This window comes from Paraburkholderia strydomiana (assembly GCF_046030495.1).
GTDB classification, from domain to species: Bacteria; Pseudomonadota; Gammaproteobacteria; order Burkholderiales; family Burkholderiaceae; genus Paraburkholderia; species Paraburkholderia strydomiana_A.
Window position 1 is genome coordinate 162,507 of sequence record NZ_JAQQCJ010000001.1, and the last position, 18,977, is coordinate 181,483.

The window sequence follows — 18,977 nt, forward strand, 5'->3', positions numbered from 1 at the left end:
TTATAATCGACGGCCGTTCCAGGATTCTTTTTGCAGGTGATTCGTACGATGGCAAAACCACGCCGCACAACAAAGCAATCGAAACAAACCGGGGGGACTTTTCTCGGCATCGTGCTGGGCCTGATCGTTGGCCTTGCGATCGCGGTAGTGGTGGCGCTGTATATCACCCGTGCGCCTACGCCGTTCGTGTCGAAGGTGGCGCCGCCCGCGGCGTCGGACGCCGGCGCGAGCCAGACGCAATATGACCCGAACCGTCCGCTGCAAGGCAAGACGCCGGGCCAGCCGGTGCCGCAGGCAGCGCAACCCGCGCCGCCCAATACCGCACCGGGCCAGACCAACTCGCAGACCCAGTCGGGCATGCTCGAAGAACCGCAGATCGTCGAAGTGCCGCCGTCGGCAGGTAATGCGAACGGCACGGCGGTCGCGCCAAAGCCTTCGCAGGATAACGGTACCGGCACGTCCGCCGTGCCCGCTCCGGCGAAAAAGCCGCAAGCCTCCAGCGCGCCGGCCGCTACCGCCGCGGGCTCCGCGCCGAAGAGTACCTCGGCCCCGGCTACCGCTAACGCCGCCAAGCCGGGCGCAAGCGCGGCGCCAGCGCCGGGCGATGCGAACACCGGCTACTTCCTGCAGGTGGGCGCATACAAGACCGCAGCCGATGCCGAACAGCAGCGCGCGCGTCTCGCGTTCCAGGGCTTCGAATCGAAGGTGACCCAGCGGGATGCGGGCGGCGTGACGTACTATCGCGTGCGCATCGGACCGTTCTCGAAGTTCGAAGACATGAATTCGAGCCGTCAGCGTCTGTCGGACGCGGGCGTGGATACCGCCGTGATCCGCTTCACCAAACAATAAACAAACGGTAAACGTCGGCACGCGCGGCCACCGAAACTATCGGTGCGCGGTGCGTGTCACAACTCGTCGGACAGTTGCAACGTCCAATGCCGAATCTGGAAACGGTGACGGGCATTTGCGTGGCGCCACCGTTTCTCCGCCTACTCGAGTCAACACAACATGAAAAAACTGCTGAGCATTCTGTTTCTTTCGCTGGGTCTGATTGCCGCCTCGGCGCAGGCGTCGCCGGCCGCGCCGGTGTCGGGCAAGGACTACACCGTGCTGGCTTCGCCGCAGCCTACCGACGTGCCGGCCGGCAAGATCGAAGTCATCGAGTTCTTCTGGTACGGCTGCCCGCACTGCAACGAATTTAACCCGTACCTCGAAGCATGGGCGAAGAAGCAGGGTCCGGACGTCGTGTTCAAGCGCGTGCCGGTCGCCTTCCGCGACGACTTCATTCCGCACTCGAAGATGTTCCACGCGCTCGACGCACTCGGCGTCGTGAACGAACTCACGCCGAAGATCTTCAACGAAATCCACGTCAACAAGAACTACCTGCTGACGCCGGAAGACCAGAGTAAATTCCTCGCGAAGCTCGGCGTCGATCCGAAGAAGTACATGGAAGCGTACAACTCGTTCTCGACGCAAAGCGCGCTGCAGAAAGACAAGAAGATGCTCGACACGTACAAGATCGACGGCGTGCCGACGCTGGCCGTGCAAGGCAAGTATGAAACCGGCCCGGCCGCGACCGACAGCCTGCCGGGCACGATCCAGGTGCTCGACTACCTGGTGCAGCAAGTCCGCGCCAGGAAGATGTAAAGACGAGGCGCCGGAATGAGTTCACCGCTGAAGGTTTTCATTACCGGCGCTTCGAGTGGCATCGGCCTCGCGCTTGCCGCCGACTATGCGCGGCGCGGCGCGATTCTCGGCCTGGTTGCCCGCCGCGGCGGCGCGCTCGCCGCGTTCCAGCAGTCCCATCCGCACAACACCATCTCCATTTATTCCGTCGACGTTCGTGACGCCGAAGCGCTCGCCGAAGCGGCCGCGCAGTTCATCGCGCAACACGGCCTGCCGGATATCGTGATCGCCAACGCCGGCATCAGCCGCGGCGCGGTCACCGGACAGGGCGATCTGCGCACCTTCCGCGAGGTGATGGACGTCAACTACTTCGGCATGGTCGCCACCTTCGAACCGTTCGCCGCCGCGATGGTCGCCGCGAAGCGCGGCACGCTGGTCGGCATCGCCAGCGTCGCCAGTGTGCGCGGCTTGCCGGGCTCGGGCGCCTATAGCGCGTCGAAGTCGGCGGCGCTCAAGTATCTCGAAGCGTTGCGTGTCGAGATGCGGCCGCACGGTGTCGGCGTCGTTACCATCGCGCCCGGCTATATCCGCACGCCGATGACCGAGCACAACCCGTACATGATGCCGTTCCTGATGGACGCCGACCGTTTCGCCGCCAAGGTCGCGCATGCGGTCGAGCAGCAGACGGCGTTCGCGGTGTTTCCGTGGCAGATGCGCATCGTCGCGATGCTGCTGCACGTGCTGCCGCGCTGGCTCTACGACCGCGCGTTCGAACGCGCGCCGCGCAAGCCGCGCGTCGCCGCCGAATAAATCATGCAACCACGTGCGGTCGATGCAGCCGGCGTCGCGCACGAAACAGCGGGCGCCGCCGCGCGCATCGTCTCGCTGGTGCCGAGCGTCACCGAAACACTTTTCGCGCTTGGGCTCGACCGGCAGATCGTCGGGCGCACCGGCTTTTGCGTGCATCCGCACGACAAGGTGCGCGAGGTCCGCAAGGTCGGCGGCACCAAGGCCGTCAAGCTGGACGCAATTCGCGCGCTGCGCCCTACTCATCTGATCGTCAATATCGACGAAAACGAGCGCGACACCGTCGAGCAATTGCGCGCGTTCGTGCCGCATATCGTCGTCACTCATCCGCAGACACCGCAAGACAATCTCTCGCTTTACGCGCTGCTGGGCGCGATCTTCGACCGTAAGCAGGAAGCTCAAAGGCTCGGCGAAAGACTCGAAGGCCGGCTGCGCGAAGCTGCGGCGCAGGCTTTCGTCGCGCAAAACGTGCTGTATCTAATCTGGCGCGAGCCGTGGATGAGCGTGGCGCGCGACACATACATCGCCGCGATGCTGAGGCTCGTGAACTGGCGCACGCTGCCCGATGTGCGAGGCGGAGCGTCGGGCGCCGCGCGTTATCCGATGCTCGACTTCGACGACGCGCCGTGGCTCGCCGATGTCGACCGCATCCTGCTGTCCAGCGAGCCGTATCGCTTCACGCAGACGCATCGCGACGCGCTCGCGCGTGACCCGAGGCTGGCGGGCAAGCGCATCGAGTTGATCGACGGCGAAATGGTGTCGTGGTATGGCGTGCGCGCGATCGAAGGCGTCGCTTATCTGCAGCGGCTTGCGTCAACGCCATGAGCGCGGACGTCCGCTCTCCATATGGATATGCGGATTAAGTTGTTGTCGCCATAATCTCCCTTCGATAAGCTTTCGCGAAGGCACGCGGCGCGCATGAGCCGGGATCACCCACACCATGCGCGAGCGCCGGAAACGTATCACAATCAGGGCGGCGTCGACGCCCGTCCCTCGTCACCGGAATAACGCACAACCAGACGCACCGACTGACTGCGCTCGTTATGGGAGAACCTATGCGCTTCAAACTGCTCGCAGCCGCCCTACTGTTCACGGCGCCCGCGCTCGTGCTCGCCAAACCGCTGACCGTCTGTACCGAATCAAGCCCGGACGGCTTCGACGTGGTGCAGTTCAATTCGCTCGTCACGACCAACGCGTCGGCCGATGTGATCTTCAACTCGCTGGTCTCGTACGACGAGGCCACGAAGAAGGTGGTGCCGGCGCTGGCCGAGAAGTGGGACGTGAGCGCCGACGGCCTCACCTACACGTTCCATCTGCGCCCGAACGTGCAGTTTCAGGCCACCGACTACTTCAAGCCCAGCCGCGCGCTGAACGCCGACGATGTCGTCTTCACGTTCGAGCGCATGCTCAACGACAGCAATCCGTGGCACAAGGTGACGGGCGCGAGCGGCTTTCCGCATGCGCAGTCGATGGGCTTGCCGAAGCTGATCAAGTCGATCAGCAAGGTCGACGACAACACCGTCAAGTTCGAACTGACTGTACCGAACGCGACCTTCGTGCCGATCCTGACGATGGGTTTCGCATCGATCTATTCGGCCGAATACGCCGACGAGTTGCTTAAGGCGGGCAAGCAGACCGATTTGAACGCGAAGCCGATCGGCACCGGCCCGTTCGTCCTGAAGAGCTACACGAAGGACGCGGTGATCCGCTACGACGTGAACCCGACCTTCTGGGGGCCGAAGCCGAAGATCGACCGCCTGATCTACGCGATCACGCCGGACGCCACCGTGCGCGCACAGAAAGTGAAAGCGGGTGAATGCCAGATCGCGCTGTCGCCGAAGCCGCAGGATCTCGCCGACGCGAAGCAGGACAAGTCGCTCGCGATCGTGCAGACGCCCGCGTTCATGACCGCGTTCGTCGCGTTGAACACGCAGAAGAAGCCGCTCGACAACCAGAAGGTGCGCGCGGCGCTGAACATGGCGTTCGATCGCAGCACCTATCTGAAGACCGTGTTCGACAACACCGCGACACCGGCCACGAACCCGTATCCGCCGAACACGTGGAGCTACAACAAGTCGATCAAGGGCTGGCCGTACGATCCGGCGAAAGCGAAGAAGCTGCTTGCCGATGCGGGCTATCCGAACGGCTTCGAAACGACCATCTGGGTGCGTCCGAACGGCAGCGTGCTGAACCCCAATCCGAAGGCCGGCGCCGAATTGCTGCAGGCCGACTTCGCGAAGATCGGCGTGAAGGCGGACGTGAAGGTGATCGAGTGGGGCGAGCTGATCAAGCAGGCCAAACAAGGCCAGCATGATTCGCTGTTCATGGGCTGGGCCGGCGACAACGGCGATCCGGACAACTATCTGACGCCGCTCTTCAGTTGCAACGCGGTGAAGTCGGGGATCAACTTCGCGCGCTTTTGCGATCAGGATCTCGACAAGCTGATCACCGACGGCAAGGCCACGCCGGACCAGGCCAAGCGCACCAAGGCGTATGAACAGGCGCAGCAGATCATCCACGATCAGGCGCTGTGGATTCCGCTCGGCTATCCGACCGCCTCGGCGATCACGCGCACGAACGTCAGCGGTTATCACGTGAGCCCGTTTGGCCGGGTCAACTTCGGGACGGTCTCGGTGCAGTAATTCGCGCTTGCCCGAAGGTACACAGAAAAAAGCCCGGTTTGCATAACCGGGCTTTTTTTATCGACGCATCAACGCGATCTCATCACTCACGACGCTGAAAAACGGATCACGCCGTCCGCGTCCTGAGTGCGCTTCAACTCGCCCGCGAGCCACAGCAGATGCAAATGCGCGAGCGCCTCACCCAGCGCGAACGTCATCTGATGGATGTCGAGCTGGCGCTTGAACATCAAAGGCACGATGTCGGCGGCGCTCCGCGGCTTCTGAGTACATGCTTCGCGCACTTCGGCCAACCGCGCGTCGTGATGCTCGCGCAGTTGCCGGATACGCGTGCGCACGCCGCGAAACGGCTTGCCATGCGACGGCAGTACCAGTGTCTCTTCAGGCATGGTCTCGTAGCGGCCGAGCGACTCCAGATACAGCGCGAGCGGCGAGCCTTCCGGTTCGATATCGAACACCGACACGTTGGTCGAAATGCGTGGCAGCACCATGTCCCCGGAAATCAGCACGCCGGTTTCTTCGCAATGCAATGCGCAGTGTTCCGGCGAATGGCCGAAGCCCGTCACCACCCGCCACGTCCTGCCGCCGATCTTCACGCCATCGGCTTCGCGCAGACGCCGGTATTGCCCCGGGATCGCCGGCACGAGGCTCGAGTAGTAGCTCTTGCGGTTGCGCAGCTTCTCGAGCGAATCCTCATCGTTCAGACCGTGGCGCGCGAAGTGCCGCGCCGCCGCCTCGCCGCCTGCATTCGAACCGTCGCCGGCGGCCATCACGCGAGCCTGCATGTATTCGCCGAGCGTCATCCAGAGCCGCGCGTCCCAGCGCTTCCTGTCACCGCCGCTGCACACCCAGTGCGCGAGGCCGATATGGTCCGGATGGCAGTGCGTGACGATCACGCGCAACACCGGCAGGCCGTCGAGCAGCGAGTCGAACACGCTCTCCCAGTTCTGCTTGATCGTGTCCGACGTGATGCCGCAATCCACCACCGTCCAGCCCTGCTTGCCGTCGATCTCGTCACGCAGCAGCCACAGGTTGATGTGGTCGAGCGCGAAAGGCAGCGGCATGCGCAGCCAGAACACGCCGGGCGCGACTTCCATCGTCTGGCCGGCTTCCGGCAAGCTGTCGTTGAATGGGTATTGAAGTTGATGTTCGAGTGCATTCATTGGGGATGTCTTCCTCCGTCGGCCGTCCGGCATGGCGAGGTGTGCGATGCCGGTCGGCGTGGTTGTGGCGCGCGCTTGCCGTGTCGCGCCGTGGTTGCAGCAATGGTTGCGTTCAGCTCAGGTTGACGATAACGTAAACGTCGATTCTATCGTCCAATCCGATTTTCTGCCCGGCCACGGGATGCCCCGTATGAATACGCAATACACGATCACCGAGCTCGCGCGGGAATTCGATGTCACGCCGCGCGCGATCCGTTTCTACGAAGATCAGGGTTTACTCTCGCCGAGCCGCGAAGGGTCGAGCGGATTGCGGCGCGTCTATTCGGGCCGCGACAGAACGCGTCTGAAGCTCACGCTGCGCGGCAAACGGCTCGGCTTCACGCTGTCGGAAATTCGCGAACTGCTGGACGTGTACGAATCGCCGACCGACACCGTGCCGCAATTGCACGCGTTTCTTGCCACGGTGGCGCGTCATCGCGAGGTATTGGAGCGTCAACTGGAAGACCTGAACGCGACGCTCGAAGATCTCGCGCAATACGAAGCCCAGGCGCGCGCGTTGCTCGACGGTGGCGCACGCGAGGCGAAGCCCGCATGAGCGAAGCGTGACGTGGCACGGCGTGGCGTGGCACGGCACGGCACGAGCCGGATAAACGCAACGTAACGCAGTCAAGCGCAGCACGAAGCAATTTTTTTGCCGGAATTTGCGCCGGTTAGCGATGCCAAACCGGCGCATTGAGCGAAGATAGCTGGAAAGTCGGTGAACGCCTGACAACGCCCACAAGGCGGCAAGGCGCGAGCCGAGCGGCGCGATGCGTCGCGGGCCCACCCGGACGATACAATCACGGGTGTCTTCACGACATGGGACGAATGCACGGTCGACATGAATCACTTCCCCAAACTGCTGTCGTCGCAAATCGGCTTTGACGTCGCCCAGACGATGCTCGAAGGATTCGACCGCCATTACCGGATCTTCCGCGACGCCGCGATCCACGCGAAGACGCTCTTCGAAACCGGCGACTGGCACGGCCTGCAAAGGCTCGCGCGCGATCGCATTACCTCCTACGACGAGCGCGTCGAAGAATGCGTCGAACTGCTCGAAGACGAATACGACGCGGAAAACATCGACAGCGAAGTGTGGCAGCAGATCAAGCTGCACTACATCGGTCTCCTGACCACGCACCGCCAGCCTGAGTGCGCGGAAACGTTTTTCAATTCGGTGTGCTGCAAGATCCTGCACCGCTCGTATTTCAACAACGACTTCATTTTCGTGCGCCCGGCCATCTCGACCGAATACATCGAGAACGACGAACCGGCCGCGAAGCCGACTTATCGCGCGTACTACCCGGCGAGAGACGGACTCGCCGCGACGCTCGAGCGCATCGTCACGAACTTCCAGCTCGACCCGCCGTTCGAAGACCTGACGCGCGACGTCGGCTGCGTGATGCAGACGATCCACGACGCGTTCGGCGTCTTCGACGAAGCGCCGAACTTCCAGATTCACGTGCTTTCGTCGCTGTTCTACCGCAACAAGTCGGCGTATATCGTCGGACGGATCATCAACGGCGACGCGCTGCTGCCGTTCGCCGTGCCGCTGCGCCATGTGAAGCCGGGCGTGCTCGCGCTCGACACCGTGCTGCTCAGGCGCGAGCAACTGCTGATCATCTTCAGCTTCTCGCATTCGTATTTCCTCGTCGACATGGAAGTGCCGTCCGCTTACGTCGAATTTCTCGGCACCATCATGCCGGGCAAGCCGAAGGCGGAAATCTATACGTCGGTGGGTTTGCAGAAGCAGGGCAAGAATCTGTTCTATCGTGACCTGCTGCATCACCTGTCGCATTCGAGCGATCCGTTCATCATCGCGCCCGGCATCAAGGGGCTCGTGATGCTGGTGTTCACGCTGCCGTCGTTCCCGTATGTATTCAAGCTGATCAAGGACAACTTCCCGCCGCCGAAAGACACCACGCGCGCGCAGATCCAGGCGAAGTATCAGCTCGTCAAACGGCACGACCGCCTCGGCCGCATGGCCGACACGCTCGAATATTCGAGCGTCGCGTTGCCGGTGGCGCGGCTCGATGAAGCGCTCGTGCGCGAACTCGAAAAGGAAGTGCCGTCGCTGCTCGAATACGAGGGCGAGAACCTCGTGATCCGCCATATGTACATCGAGCGCCGCATGGTGCCGCTGAACCTGTTCCTGCAAACCGGCAACGACGACGACGTCGAGCACGGCATCAAGGAATACGGCAACGCGGTGAAGGAACTGATGCAGGCGAACATCTTCCCCGGCGATATGCTGTACAAGAACTTCGGCGTGACGCGTCATGGCCGCGTCGTGTTCTACGACTACGATGAAATCGAATATCTGACCGACTGCAACGTGCGCGCGGTGCCGGCGCCACGTAACGAGGAGGACGAAATGTCGGGCGAGCCGTGGTACTCGGTCGGCCCCCACGACATTTTCCCGGAGACGTACGGCACGTTTCTGCTCGGCGACCCACGCGTGCGCCGCTCCTTCATGCAGCACCACGCGGACTTCTTCGATCCTGCGCTATGGCAACGGCACAAGGATCATCTATTGAAAGGCGAACTGCCCGACTTTTTCCCGTACGACAGCCACGAGCGCTTCTGCATCCGTTATCCGGAACGCTTTGCCGATGCATCGGCATCCGCTTCACCGGATGCACCGCACGCGCCACCTGACGAGCGCAGCGTGCGCGTGGCGTGAAGCCTGCGCCGCCCGCCTCGTTGAATGTCTCGTCCGAACTTTATGTAACGACTTCGACCGGTCAAGCGGTCGAAAAACCACCAAGACGCACCATGAACACAAACGCTTCAAGCTCCTCCCATCCGCTCTCGCATCTGTTCGACAACAACGACGCGTGGGTGGCCCGCAAGCTGTCCGAAGACCCCGAATTCTTCTCCCGCCTCGCGCATCAGCAGGCGCCGGAGTATTTGTGGATCGGTTGCTCGGACTCGCGCGTGCCGGCGAACCAGATCATCGGCCTGCCGCCGGGCGAAGTGTTCGTGCATAGAAACATCGCCAACGTGGTCGTGCATACCGATCTGAACTGTCTGTCCGTGATCCAGTTCGCCGTCGATCTGCTGAAGGTCAAGCACATCATGGTGGTCGGCCACTACGGCTGCTCTGGGGTCGGCGCGGCGCTGCACGGCCGCCGCGTGGGTCTCGCCGACAACTGGCTCGCGCACGTGCAGGACGTGCGCGCGAAGCACGCCGCGCTGATCGAAGAATGGCCGCTCGGCGAAGCGCGGCATCGGCGGCTCGTGGAACTGAATACGATCGAACAGGTGGTGAACGTGTGCCGCACCACCATCGTCAACGACGCGTGGGCGCGCGGCCAGGAACTGACCGTGCACGGCTGGGCGTACGGCGTGCATGACGGCAAGATCCGCAACCTCGGCATGACGATCAGCGACGCGGCCACGCTCGAAGCAACCTACAAGGAGTGCGTGGCCGCCGTGTCGGCGAGCGGCCCGCGCAACGCGGACAACGACGTGGTCGCCGCGGACGCGGCGCAGCTCGGCGACGTGCCGGCCATCGTCGAAGGTGTGATCAAGGAGCTAAAACATGAGTGAGACAGACATGACTGAAAAGCGAACCGAAGCGAGTGCCGATCCGGTTGTCATCGTGAGCGCCGCGCGCACGCCGATGGCGGCATTTCAGGGCGACTTCGCATCGCTCACCGCGCCGCAACTCGGCTCGGCGGCGATCGAAGCCGCCGTGCGGCGCGCGGGCCTCAAGCCCGACCAGATCGACGAAGTGGTGATGGGCTGCGTGCTGCCCGCCGGCCTCGGCCAGGCGCCCGCGCGGCAAGCCGCGCTCGGCGCGGGCCTGCCTTTGAGCACCGGCAGCACCACGGTCAACAAAATGTGCGGCTCCGGCATGCGCGCGGCGATGTTCGCGCACGATATGCTGGCCGCCGGTTCGGTCGACGTGATCGTGGCGGGCGGCATGGAGAGCATGACGAATGCGCCATATCTGCTGCCGAAGGCGCGCGGCGGCATGCGCATGGGTCACGGCCAGGTGATCGATCACATGTTCTACGACGGTCTCGAAGACGCGTACGAGAAAGGCCGTCTGATGGGCACCTTCGCCGAGGAATGCGCGGCGTCGTTCGACTTCACGCGCGAGGCGCAGGACGCGTTCGCGGTCGAGTCGCTCAACCGTGCGAAGCGCGCGAACGAAGACGGCTCTTTCGCGTGGGAAATCGCACCGGTGAAAGTGGCGAGCCGCAAGGGCGAAGTCACGATCGATCACGATGAGCAGCCGTTCAAGGCCAACCTCGACAAGATTCCGACGCTCAAGCCCGCGTTCAGCAAAACCGGCACGGTGACGGCGGCGAATTCGTCGTCGATTTCCGATGGCGCCGCCGCGCTCGTGATGATGCGCGAATCGACGGCGAAGCGTCTCGGCGTCGAACCGATCGCGCGCGTGGTCGGCCACTCGACGTTCGCGCAGGAACCGGCGAAGTTCACCACCGCGCCGGTCGGTGCGATTCGCAAGCTGTTCGAGAAGAACGGCTGGCGCGCTGACGAAGTCGATCTCTATGAGGTGAACGAAGCGTTCGCCGTCGTGACCATGGCCGCGATGAAGGAACACCGTTTGCCGCACGAGAAGGTCAACGTGAACGGCGGCGCTTGCGCGCTCGGCCATCCGATCGGCGCATCGGGCGCGCGCATTCTCGTCACGCTGATCGGCGCGCTGAAGCGGCGCGGCCTGAAGCGCGGCGTCGCGACACTGTGCATCGGCGGCGGCGAAGCGACGGCGATGGGCGTCGAACTGGTTTGACGCGCGGATCGTGGCAATCGCCGCATCTGAAGCGGCGTCCTGAAAACTGGGGTATTCGATGAAGACAGTATTGATCGTCGGTGCGTCGCGTGGCATCGGCCAGGAATTCGTCCGGCAGTACCGGCACAGCGGCTGGCGCGTGCTCGCCACCGCGCGCGACGGCGCCGCGCTCGATGCGCTGAACGAACTCGGCGCGCAGACTTTTGCGGTGGACGTGACCGCGCCCGAGGACATCGCCGCGCTCGGCTGGAAGCTCGACGGCGAACGGCTCGATGCGGCAATTCTGGTGTCGGGTGTGTACGGCCCGCGCACCGAAGGCGTCGAGGCGATCACCGCCGAAGACTTCGATCACGTGATGCACACCAACGTGCGCGGTCCAATGCAATTGATGCCGATCCTGCTGCCCCTAGTCGAAGAAGCGGGCGGTGTGTTTGCGGTCATCTCGAGCAAGATGGGCAGCATCGCCGAGCCGAGCGGCACGAGCGGCTGGTTGTATCGCACGAGCAAGGCGGCGCTGAACGACGCGCTGAAGCTCGCGTCGCTGGAGGCAAGGCGCGCGACCTGCGTGTCGCTGCATCCCGGCTGGGTGCGCACCGACATGGGCGGTGCGCAAGCCGCCATCGACCCGGCGCGCAGCGTCGCCGGCATGCGTGACGTGCTCGCGCAGGCTGCGGGCGCACGCGATGCGTTCAACGGCCGCTTCTATCAATACGACGGCACGCAACTCGACTGGTGAGGAGACCGCGCCATGGTGCTTGATCAGGATCACCTGATGGTCCGCGACGCGCTGCGCACCTTCGTGCGCGACGCGATCACGCCGCATGCGGCCACGTGGGACCGCGAGCGCACCTTTCCGCGCGAGGCGCACCGCCAACTCGCCGAACTCGGCGCCTATGGCGTGCTGGTGCCCGAAGCGTACGGCGGCGCCGGCATGGATGCGCTGGCGCTCGCGCTGATCCTCGAAGAGATCGCGGCAGGCGACGGCGGCACGTCGACGGCAATCTCCGTGAACAACTGCCCGGTGTGCAGCATCCTGCTGAGCTACGGCAACGACGCGCAGAAACGCGACTGGCTCACGCCGCTCGCGCGCGGCGAGATGCTCGGCGCGTTCTGCCTGACCGAGCCGCAAGCCGGTTCCGACGCGTCCGCGCTGCGCACCACCGCCACCCGCGATGGCGACGCGTACGTGCTGAACGGCGTCAAGCAGTTCATCACGAGCGGCAAGAACGGCGACGTCGCGATCGTCATGGCGGTGACCGACAAGGCGGCAGGCAAGCGCGGCATCAGCGCGTTCATCGTGCCGACCAGCACGAAGGGCTATATCGTCGCGCGCGTCGAGGAGAAGCTCGGCCAGCATTCGTCGGATACCGCGCAGATCGTGTTCGAAGACTGCCGCGTGCCCGCCGCGAATCTGATCGGTGCAGAGGGCGAAGGCTACCGGATCGCGCTGTCGGGGCTCGAAGGCGGGCGCATCGGTATCGCGGCGCAAAGTGTCGGCATGGCGCGCGCCGCGTTCGAGGCAGCGTTGAGCTATGCGAAGGAACGCGAGAGCTTCGGCGCACCGCTCTTTTCGCACCAGGCCGTGCAGTTCCGTCTCGCCGACATGGCGACGCAACTCGAAGCCGCGCGCCAATTGATCTGGCACGCCGCGTCGTTGAAAGACGCCGGTCAGCCGTGCCTCACCGAAGCCGCGATGGCCAAGCTGTTCGCCTCCGAAGCCGCCGAGCGGATCTGTTCAGCAGCCCTGCAGATTCATGGCGGCTACGGGTATCTGAGCGACTTCCCGGTCGAGCGGATTTATCGCGACGTGCGCGTGTGCCAGATTTACGAAGGCACCAGCGACATCCAGAAAATATTGATCGCACGCGGTCTTGATTGAACGCTTAATGAATAAACCAATTTTGTCGATGCAAAGACCTTCCGACTGCCCCTGCGGCGGCACGGCGCCAGGGCAGCGCAGCGGCGTCAAAGCGCCCCGCTTCGCGCAATGCTGTGGCCGCTATATCGACGGTGGCGAAGCGGCGCCGCGCGCGCTCGAACTGATGCGCTCGCGTTATAGCGCGTATGTTGTCGGCGCGACGGACTATCTGCGCGCCACCTGGGCGCCGCACACCTGCCCCGCCGATCTCGATGCGGACCCTACAGCGCCCGACGCGCCGCGTTGGCTCGGACTGCAGATCAAGGCCTTCGCCGAAACCGACGCGGATCACGCAACCGTTGAATTCGTCGCGCGGTACAAGGTGGGCGGCCGCGCGCACCGGCTGCACGAATTGAGCCGCTTCGTGCGCGGCGAGGACGGACGTTGGCGCTATGTCGACGGCGACGTCAGCGAGTAGTGCGCGGCACGCGAACCTTTCGCGATCTTTCACGATGCAGCGGCACGCATTGCGCCGCGATCGAATAAGGCCCTCATTGCAGGGCTTTTTTTTCGTGTTGGCCCGGCACCACAGCCCGCGTGCCGAGCCGCCTGTCGCTTGATCCGGCAATCATCCCGCCCTCGTCCAGCCGCTACGCAGTTACGCGGCGAGCGCGGCCTTTCAGCCGCGCTGAAATTAGCCCAAAACACGAGCGGCAATTTTTTCGGCGCGGGTTCTCCTTGATTGCACAAAACAAAATTGTCGTGCCAGGATGAGGCCGTAGCTTCATGACGTCACGTTGCGAGAGTCGGTCGAACCAGCTCCGCAAAATGCGCACGAAGCCCTGCCGCTCACCAGACAGTGTGGGTGCGGCGGCGGCTCCGGGCAGCAGGTGTGGCGCTCATCATCGGCGCGTGGGGTCGCGTCGGCCGTTTGGGTTCATCCCGTGCGATCTCGATTGGCATGCGTGTGCTTGGCGCACTGCATACGCGAGTGTGTTTTTGTTTGTCGAAAACGCGGACGAAAGGAAAACGTCAGCAACCAAATCGGCGAGCGGACATCACGGTGTTCAGGGCAGGTCTTCGAGGCAGGTGCGTCAATGGTGTTCAGCAAGGTTCTGACGAAGTGTGCGGTGATCTGTGCAGCGGCCACGTGCGCTGTCGCAGTCGCGCACGCCGATCCGCTCGGTGAGGCGTACGCAGCCCCGCACGCCGACTCGCAGGCGGGACCGCTGGCACGCGCACACGTGCCGCGCATCGCGCTCGACGACGACGTCTACCTGCCCACCGCGCGTCTGAACGAACAGATCATCCGCGTGCCGGTGGACGCCGCCGGCACGATCACGCTCGAAACGACGATCTACAAACCGGACGGCGCTGGCCCGTTCCCAATGATCGTGTTCAACCACGGCAAGATTCCCGGCGATCCGCATACGCAGGAGCGCAGCAACCCGTTGCCGCTCGCACGCGAGTTCGTGCGTCGCGGCTACGTGGTGGTCGCGCCGAACCGCCAGGGCTTTGGTCATTCGGACGGCGTGTACGAGCAGGACGGTTGCGACGTCGAACGCAATGGCATTGGCCAGGCCGGCGACGTCGCGGCAACGATCAGCTACATGTCGAAGCAGCCGTATGTGGACGCGGCGCATATCGTCGTGGCTGGCACCTCGCACGGCGGTCTCGCAACGATGGCCTACGGCACCGAGGCGGCGCCGGGCGTGCGGGCGCTGATCAATTTCTCTGGCGGCTTGCGGCAGGATGCCTGTACCGACTGGCAGAGCAACCTGACGCACGCATTCGGCGCGTATGGCGAGAAGACCACGGTGCCGTCGCTGTGGATGTACGGCGATAACGATTCAGTCTGGAACGCGCCGCTGGTGGCCGGCATGTATGCCGCGTACAGCGCGCATGGCGCGAGCGCGAAGATGGTGGACTTCGGCAACTACAAGAACGACGCGCATCGGCTAGTTGGTGACCGCGATGGCGTGCATGTGTGGTGGCCGGCTGTCGAGGCGTTCCTTGCCCGCGTGGGGATGCCCACGGGCGTGCAGTATCGGGTGGCCGATCCGTCGGCGCCGAAGCCGAGCGGCTTCGCTGCCGTCGACGCGGTGGACGCCGTGCCCTTCGTCGATGAAGGCGGGCGCAATGGTTATCGGAATTTCCTGCATCAGTATCCTAGCCGCGCGTTTGCCGTATCGGATTCGGGCGCGTGGTCGTGGGCTGAAGGCGGGGATGATCCGATGTCGGTTGCAGTTGCCAACTGCCAGAAGCAGAGTTCGGATCCTTGCCGGTTGTATGCGGTGGACAACTCTGTGGTTTGGGGGCAGCAGTCTTCGCAGACGGCTGATGGGGGGCGGGGTTCCGCCGATGGCGGTGGCGGCGGCGATGCCGATGGGCGGCGGGCTATTGCTAGTCGGAATTAAGGCTGGGGGTTTTTTTGCCTGTGCGGCGCTTTGGGTGTGCTTTTCGGGTGTTGGCCTTTCCTTGAATTCACGGTGGTCTATTAGCGTTGCCCCTGTGCGGGGCGGCACCTACTTTCTTTGTCCCCCAAGGGGACTTCCTTCGGGGCGCAGCCGCAAAGAAAGTAGGCAAAGAAAGCGGCTTCACACCGCCAGCTCATAAGCGGCTCCCCTGGCTTGGAGGGGGTAGTGGACCATCTGGAATCGGTGCCCCCGCACACTCCGCGCTAGTGACAAAGCCGTCATCCGCTCCCACTCCGCACTGCGTGCGTTGCGGATGGGTCTGCGTGGGAAACCAGCGGCTTCGTTCGTGTGCGGTGGGGCTATCGGCTTCGCCTTTGCGGGGTGGCACAAACGAGGCGTGTTGGAAAGGGGGCGGCCGGACGAGAAAAGCGAATGCCATACAACTGCCACATGAAGGGCTGGCCTTCAAGGCTTCAGAAGGCGCACACGCCGGAAAAATGAGCTCGCGGTTTTAGGAATGACCGCGTCGGCGCGCGAAGCGTCGCCGGAAGAATGACTGTTTTATCACTCACGCGGAGTGTGCGGGGACACGGATTCCAGATGGTCCACTGCCCCCTCCAAGCCAGGGGGGCCGCTTAAGAATTAGCGGTGTGAAGCCGCTTTCTTTGCCTACTTTCTTTGCGGCTGCGCCCCGAAGGAAGTCCCCTTGGGGGACAAAGAAAGTAGGTGCCGCCCCGCACAGGGGCAACGCTAATAGACCACCGTGAATTCAAGGAAAGGCCAACACCCGAAAAGCACCCCCAAAGCGCCGAGCAGGCAAAAAACCCCAAGATTCCCACCCATACCCCCCAACTACTTTGCCGTCGCCAACTCCGCCGAACGGCGACCTTCCGCGACGAACGCAAACCAGCTGCACCGAACAGCGCCAAACCCCAGCGCCGCAGGCAAAAACAGCCAATTTGCCGCTAGTGCACAGCACGAAATAAACCGCTAATCTCGACCCCGCACGCTCGCCAAGGCCGCGCGCAGCGCCAAAAAAGTGGCGCACGGCACGCCTGAAACGGCCTGAAAGCCACCCCGCGCAGCGCGCAAGAAAAGCACCTCGGAGTACCGTTTTGGAAAAATCAGCCCCCTCGCCCGTCGCCCCTGAAGACTGGGTCGCCCGCAGCCTGCGTGCCGTATGGCACCCCTGCACCCAGATGAAGCACCACGAGCGCCTGCCGCTCGTGCCCGTCGCGCGCGGTCAAGGCGCGTGGCTCTACGATCGCGCCGGCCATCGCTATCTCGACGCGATCAGCTCCTGGTGGGTCAACCTGTTCGGCCACGCGAACCCGCGCATCAACGCCGCGCTCAAAGACCAGCTCGATACGCTCGAACACGCCATGCTCGCCGGCTGCACACACGAGCCGGCCATCGAACTCGCGGAGCGCCTCGGCGCACTCACCGGCAACACGCTCGGCCACGCGTTCTTCGCCTCGGACGGCGCATCGGCCGTCGAAATCGCGTTGAAGATGAGCTTTCACACGTGGCGCAACCGAGGTTTCGCCGACAAGCAGGAATTCGTCTGCGTTGCCAACAGCTATCACGGTGAAACCATCGGCGCGCTCGGCGTCACCGATGTCGCGCTGTTCAAGGACGCCTACGATCCGTTGATCCGGCACGCGCACGTCGTGGCCTCGCCCGATGCGCGCCTCGCGCAGCCCGGCGAAAGCGCCGCCGACGTCGCGCGCCGCGCGCTCGATCACGTCCGCTCGCTGTTCGAAGCGCGCTCCACCCGCATCGCCGCGCTGATCGTCGAGCCGCTCGTGCAATGCGCGGCCGGCATGGCGATGCACGACGCGTCGTATCTCGCCGGCCTGCGCGCGTTATGCGATCAGTACGGCGTGCATCTGATCGCCGATGAAATTGCCGTCGGTTGCGGCCGCACCGGCACTTTCTTCGCGTGCGAGCAAGCCGGTATCTGGCCGGACTTTCTGTGTCTATCCAAAGGCATCAGCGGCGGTTACCTGCCGCTGTCGATCGTGCTGTCGCGCGATGAAATCTTCACGGCCTTTTATCACGACGACACCGCGCGCGGCTTCCTGCACTCGCATTCGTACACCGGCAATCCGCTCGCGTGCCGCGCGGCGCTCGCCACGCTCGATCTGTTCGCGAGCGACGACGTGCTCGCCGCCAACGCGCTCAAGTCCGCGACGCTGAAAGCCGCGCTCGCACCGCTCGCCGCGCATGAGCAGGTCCGCAACCTGCGCCAGTGCGGCACGATCTTCGCGTTCGACGCGGTGATCGACGATGTTCTGCATGCCAAAACGTTCTCGCGCCGCTTCTTCGAAAACGCGTTGCAGCGCGAACTGCTGCTGCGCCCGATCGGGACCACCGTGTATCTGATGCCCCCTTACATCCTCGACGACGAAGAACTCGCGCTGCTTGCCTCGCGCACACGCGAAACCTTCGACGCCACGCTCGCGGAGGTCCGCTGATGCACCTGCTCGACACCCTCACCGAAGGGCTCAAGGAACTCGACGAACGCGGTCTGCGCCGCCGCCGCCGCACCGCCGACACGCCGTGCGCCGCGCACATGACGGTCGACGGCCGCGCGATGATCGGCTTCGCCAGCAACGACTATCTCGGCCTCGCCGCGCATCCGCAACTGATCGAGGCGATCGCCGAAGGCGCGCGTCTGTATGGTGCGGGCAGCGGCGGCTCGCATCTGCTCGGCGGCCACTCACGCGCGCATGCGCAGCTCGAAGACGATCTCGCGGCATTCACCGGCGGCTTCGTCGATAACGCGCGCTCGCTCTACTTCAGCACGGGCTACATGGCGAATCTCGCGACGCTCACTGCGCTCGCGGGCCGCGGCACGACGCTGTTCTCCGACGCGCTGAACCACGCGTCGCTAATCGACGGCGCGCGCCTGTCACGCGCCGACGTGCAGATCTATCCGCACTGCGATATGGACGCGCTGAGCGCGATGCTCGACGCGTCGGAGGCGGACGTGAAGGTGATCGTCTCCGATACCGTGTTCAGCATGGACGGCGATATCGCGCCCTTGCCGCGCCTGCTCGAACTCGCGGAGCGGCACGGCGCGTGGCTGATCGTCGACGACGCGCATGGCTTCGGCGTGCTCGGTCCGCAAGGCCGCGGCGCCATCGCGCAAGCCGCGCTGCGCTCGCCGAATCTGATTTCGATCGGCACGCTCGGCAAGGCCGCCGGCGTCTCGGGCGCGTTCGTCACGGCGCATGCGACCGTGATCGAATGGCTCGTGCAGCGTGCGCGTCCGTACATCTTCACGACGGCGTCGGTGCCGGCTGCCGCGCATGCGGTGTCGGCGAGCCTGCGCATCATCGGCGGCGATGAAGGCGATGCGCGCCGCGCGCATCTTCAGCAATTGATCGAACGCACGCGAGTGATGCTCAAAGCGACGCCGTGGCTGCCGGTCGATTCGCATACGGCTGTGCAGCCGCTCATCATCGGTGCGAACGACGCCACGCTCGACATCGCGGCCACGCTCGATCGCGCGGGCCTGTGGGTGCCGGCGATCCGTCCGCCGACCGTGCCCGCCGGCACGTCGCGGTTGCGCATTTCGCTGTCGGCCGCGCACTCGCACGCCGATCTCGACCGACTCGAAGCGGGCCTGCAACAACTCGGAGCGCAAGCGGCATGAGC

16 protein-coding genes are annotated in these 18,977 nt (G+C 64.1%); 15 read left to right on the forward strand and 1 reads right to left on the reverse strand.

Going from position 1 to position 18,977, the window contains the following annotated elements; all coding sequences use genetic code 11:
• Positions 1-30 precede the first annotated feature (30 nt).
• The 5 genes from PQQ53_RS00780 (at position 31) to PQQ53_RS00800 (ending at position 5,075) form a co-directional block, all read left to right on the forward strand.
• Positions 31-849, forward strand: a complete 819-nt coding sequence (locus PQQ53_RS00780; RefSeq protein ID WP_408157422.1) for an SPOR domain-containing protein — start codon at positions 31-33, stop codon at positions 847-849.
• A gap of 159 nt (positions 850-1,008) precedes the next feature.
• Positions 1,009-1,647, forward strand: a complete 639-nt coding sequence (locus PQQ53_RS00785) for a thiol:disulfide interchange protein DsbA/DsbL (RefSeq protein WP_408150358.1) — start codon at positions 1,009-1,011, stop codon at positions 1,645-1,647.
• 15 nt (positions 1,648-1,662) lie between these two features.
• Positions 1,663-2,436 carry an SDR family oxidoreductase gene (locus PQQ53_RS00790; protein ID WP_408323086.1) on the forward strand — a complete coding sequence of 258 codons (774 nt, stop codon included), beginning with the start codon at positions 1,663-1,665 and terminating at the stop codon, positions 2,434-2,436.
• Between the two features lie 3 nt (positions 2,437-2,439).
• Positions 2,440-3,258: a helical backbone metal receptor gene (locus tag PQQ53_RS00795; protein ID WP_408157416.1), complete on the forward strand. Its 819-nt coding sequence runs from the start codon at positions 2,440-2,442 to the stop codon at positions 3,256-3,258.
• A gap of 230 nt (positions 3,259-3,488) precedes the next feature.
• Positions 3,489-5,075: an ABC transporter substrate-binding protein gene (locus tag PQQ53_RS00800; RefSeq protein ID WP_408150364.1), complete on the forward strand. Its 1,587-nt coding sequence runs from the start codon at positions 3,489-3,491 to the stop codon at positions 5,073-5,075.
• A gap of 86 nt (positions 5,076-5,161) precedes the next feature.
• On the opposite strand, the gene PQQ53_RS00805 is transcribed toward PQQ53_RS00800, so the two are convergent.
• Entirely contained in the window at positions 5,162-6,235 is a 1,074-nt protein-coding gene (locus PQQ53_RS00805; RefSeq protein ID WP_408323087.1) for an MBL fold metallo-hydrolase, read from the reverse strand.
• Positions 6,236-6,425: 190 nt separating this feature from the next.
• On the opposite strand from PQQ53_RS00805, the gene PQQ53_RS00810 reads away from it, so the two are divergent.
• From PQQ53_RS00810 to bioF, 10 genes are all read left to right on the forward strand, one after another.
• Positions 6,426-6,830: a MerR family transcriptional regulator gene (locus PQQ53_RS00810; RefSeq protein WP_168669483.1), complete on the forward strand. Its 405-nt coding sequence runs from the start codon at positions 6,426-6,428 to the stop codon at positions 6,828-6,830.
• A 285-nt stretch (positions 6,831-7,115) separates the two neighbouring features.
• A complete protein-coding gene (gene aceK, locus PQQ53_RS00815; RefSeq protein WP_408157411.1) occupies positions 7,116-8,957 on the forward strand; it encodes a bifunctional isocitrate dehydrogenase kinase/phosphatase in 1,842 nt (613 codons plus the stop codon).
• Positions 8,958-9,049: 92 nt separating this feature from the next.
• Positions 9,050-9,826, forward strand: a complete 777-nt coding sequence (can, locus tag PQQ53_RS00820; RefSeq protein WP_408157409.1) for a carbonate dehydratase — start codon at positions 9,050-9,052, stop codon at positions 9,824-9,826.
• Positions 9,819-11,039 (forward strand): acetyl-CoA C-acetyltransferase, encoded by a 1,221-nt coding sequence (locus tag PQQ53_RS00825; RefSeq protein WP_408157407.1) that lies wholly within the window; start codon positions 9,819-9,821, stop codon positions 11,037-11,039. The genes can and PQQ53_RS00825 overlap by 8 nt, the downstream gene beginning before the upstream one ends.
• A 58-nt stretch (positions 11,040-11,097) precedes the next feature.
• A complete protein-coding gene (locus tag PQQ53_RS00830; RefSeq protein WP_408149267.1) occupies positions 11,098-11,775 on the forward strand; it encodes an SDR family oxidoreductase in 678 nt (225 codons plus the stop codon).
• A 12-nt stretch (positions 11,776-11,787) separates the two neighbouring features.
• Positions 11,788-12,918, forward strand: coding sequence for an acyl-CoA dehydrogenase family protein (locus PQQ53_RS00835; RefSeq protein ID WP_408149265.1), 1,131 nt, complete (start codon positions 11,788-11,790; stop codon positions 12,916-12,918).
• A gap of 7 nt (positions 12,919-12,925) precedes the next feature.
• The gene (locus tag PQQ53_RS00840) at positions 12,926-13,375 is read left to right on the forward strand and encodes a YchJ family protein (RefSeq protein ID WP_408157405.1); all 450 of its coding nucleotides are present in this window, start codon (positions 12,926-12,928) and stop codon (positions 13,373-13,375) included.
• Between the two features lie 619 nt (positions 13,376-13,994).
• Positions 13,995-15,314: a dienelactone hydrolase family protein gene (locus PQQ53_RS00845; RefSeq protein WP_408323088.1), complete on the forward strand. Its 1,320-nt coding sequence runs from the start codon at positions 13,995-13,997 to the stop codon at positions 15,312-15,314.
• Positions 15,315-16,429: 1,115 nt separating this feature from the next.
• Positions 16,430-17,791 (forward strand): adenosylmethionine--8-amino-7-oxononanoate transaminase, encoded by a 1,362-nt coding sequence (bioA, locus tag PQQ53_RS00850; RefSeq protein ID WP_408323089.1) that lies wholly within the window; start codon positions 16,430-16,432, stop codon positions 17,789-17,791.
• The gene (gene bioF, locus PQQ53_RS00855; RefSeq protein ID WP_408149257.1) at positions 17,791-18,975 is read left to right on the forward strand and encodes an 8-amino-7-oxononanoate synthase; all 1,185 of its coding nucleotides are present in this window, start codon (positions 17,791-17,793) and stop codon (positions 18,973-18,975) included. The genes bioA and bioF overlap by 1 nt, the downstream gene beginning before the upstream one ends.
• Positions 18,976-18,977: the final 2 nt, after the last annotated feature.

What these genes read in the sequence shown, in the direction of transcription:
- PQQ53_RS00785 (WP_408150358.1), top strand. Translation starts at nt 1,009, where the DNA reads ATGAAAAAACTGCTGAGCATTCTGTTTCTTTCGCTGGGTCTGATTGCC.
- PQQ53_RS00790 (WP_408323086.1), top strand. Translation starts at nt 1,663, where the DNA reads ATGAGTTCACCGCTGAAGGTTTTCATTACCGGCGCTTCGAGTGGCATC.
- PQQ53_RS00795 (WP_408157416.1), top strand. Translation starts at nt 2,440, where the DNA reads ATGCAACCACGTGCGGTCGATGCAGCCGGCGTCGCGCACGAAACAGCG.
- PQQ53_RS00800 (WP_408150364.1), top strand. Translation starts at nt 3,489, where the DNA reads ATGCGCTTCAAACTGCTCGCAGCCGCCCTACTGTTCACGGCGCCCGCG.
- PQQ53_RS00805 (WP_408323087.1), bottom strand. Translation starts at nt 6,235, where the DNA reads ATGAATGCACTCGAACATCAACTTCAATACCCATTCAACGACAGCTTG.
- PQQ53_RS00810 (WP_168669483.1), top strand. Translation starts at nt 6,426, where the DNA reads ATGAATACGCAATACACGATCACCGAGCTCGCGCGGGAATTCGATGTC.
- aceK (WP_408157411.1), top strand. Translation starts at nt 7,116, where the DNA reads ATGAATCACTTCCCCAAACTGCTGTCGTCGCAAATCGGCTTTGACGTC.
- can (WP_408157409.1), top strand. Translation starts at nt 9,050, where the DNA reads ATGAACACAAACGCTTCAAGCTCCTCCCATCCGCTCTCGCATCTGTTC.
- PQQ53_RS00825 (WP_408157407.1), top strand. Translation starts at nt 9,819, where the DNA reads ATGAGTGAGACAGACATGACTGAAAAGCGAACCGAAGCGAGTGCCGAT.
- PQQ53_RS00830 (WP_408149267.1), top strand. Translation starts at nt 11,098, where the DNA reads ATGAAGACAGTATTGATCGTCGGTGCGTCGCGTGGCATCGGCCAGGAA.
- PQQ53_RS00835 (WP_408149265.1), top strand. Translation starts at nt 11,788, where the DNA reads ATGGTGCTTGATCAGGATCACCTGATGGTCCGCGACGCGCTGCGCACC.
- PQQ53_RS00840 (WP_408157405.1), top strand. Translation starts at nt 12,926, where the DNA reads ATGAATAAACCAATTTTGTCGATGCAAAGACCTTCCGACTGCCCCTGC.
- PQQ53_RS00845 (WP_408323088.1), top strand. Translation starts at nt 13,995, where the DNA reads ATGGTGTTCAGCAAGGTTCTGACGAAGTGTGCGGTGATCTGTGCAGCG.
- bioF (WP_408149257.1), top strand. Translation starts at nt 17,791, where the DNA reads ATGCACCTGCTCGACACCCTCACCGAAGGGCTCAAGGAACTCGACGAA.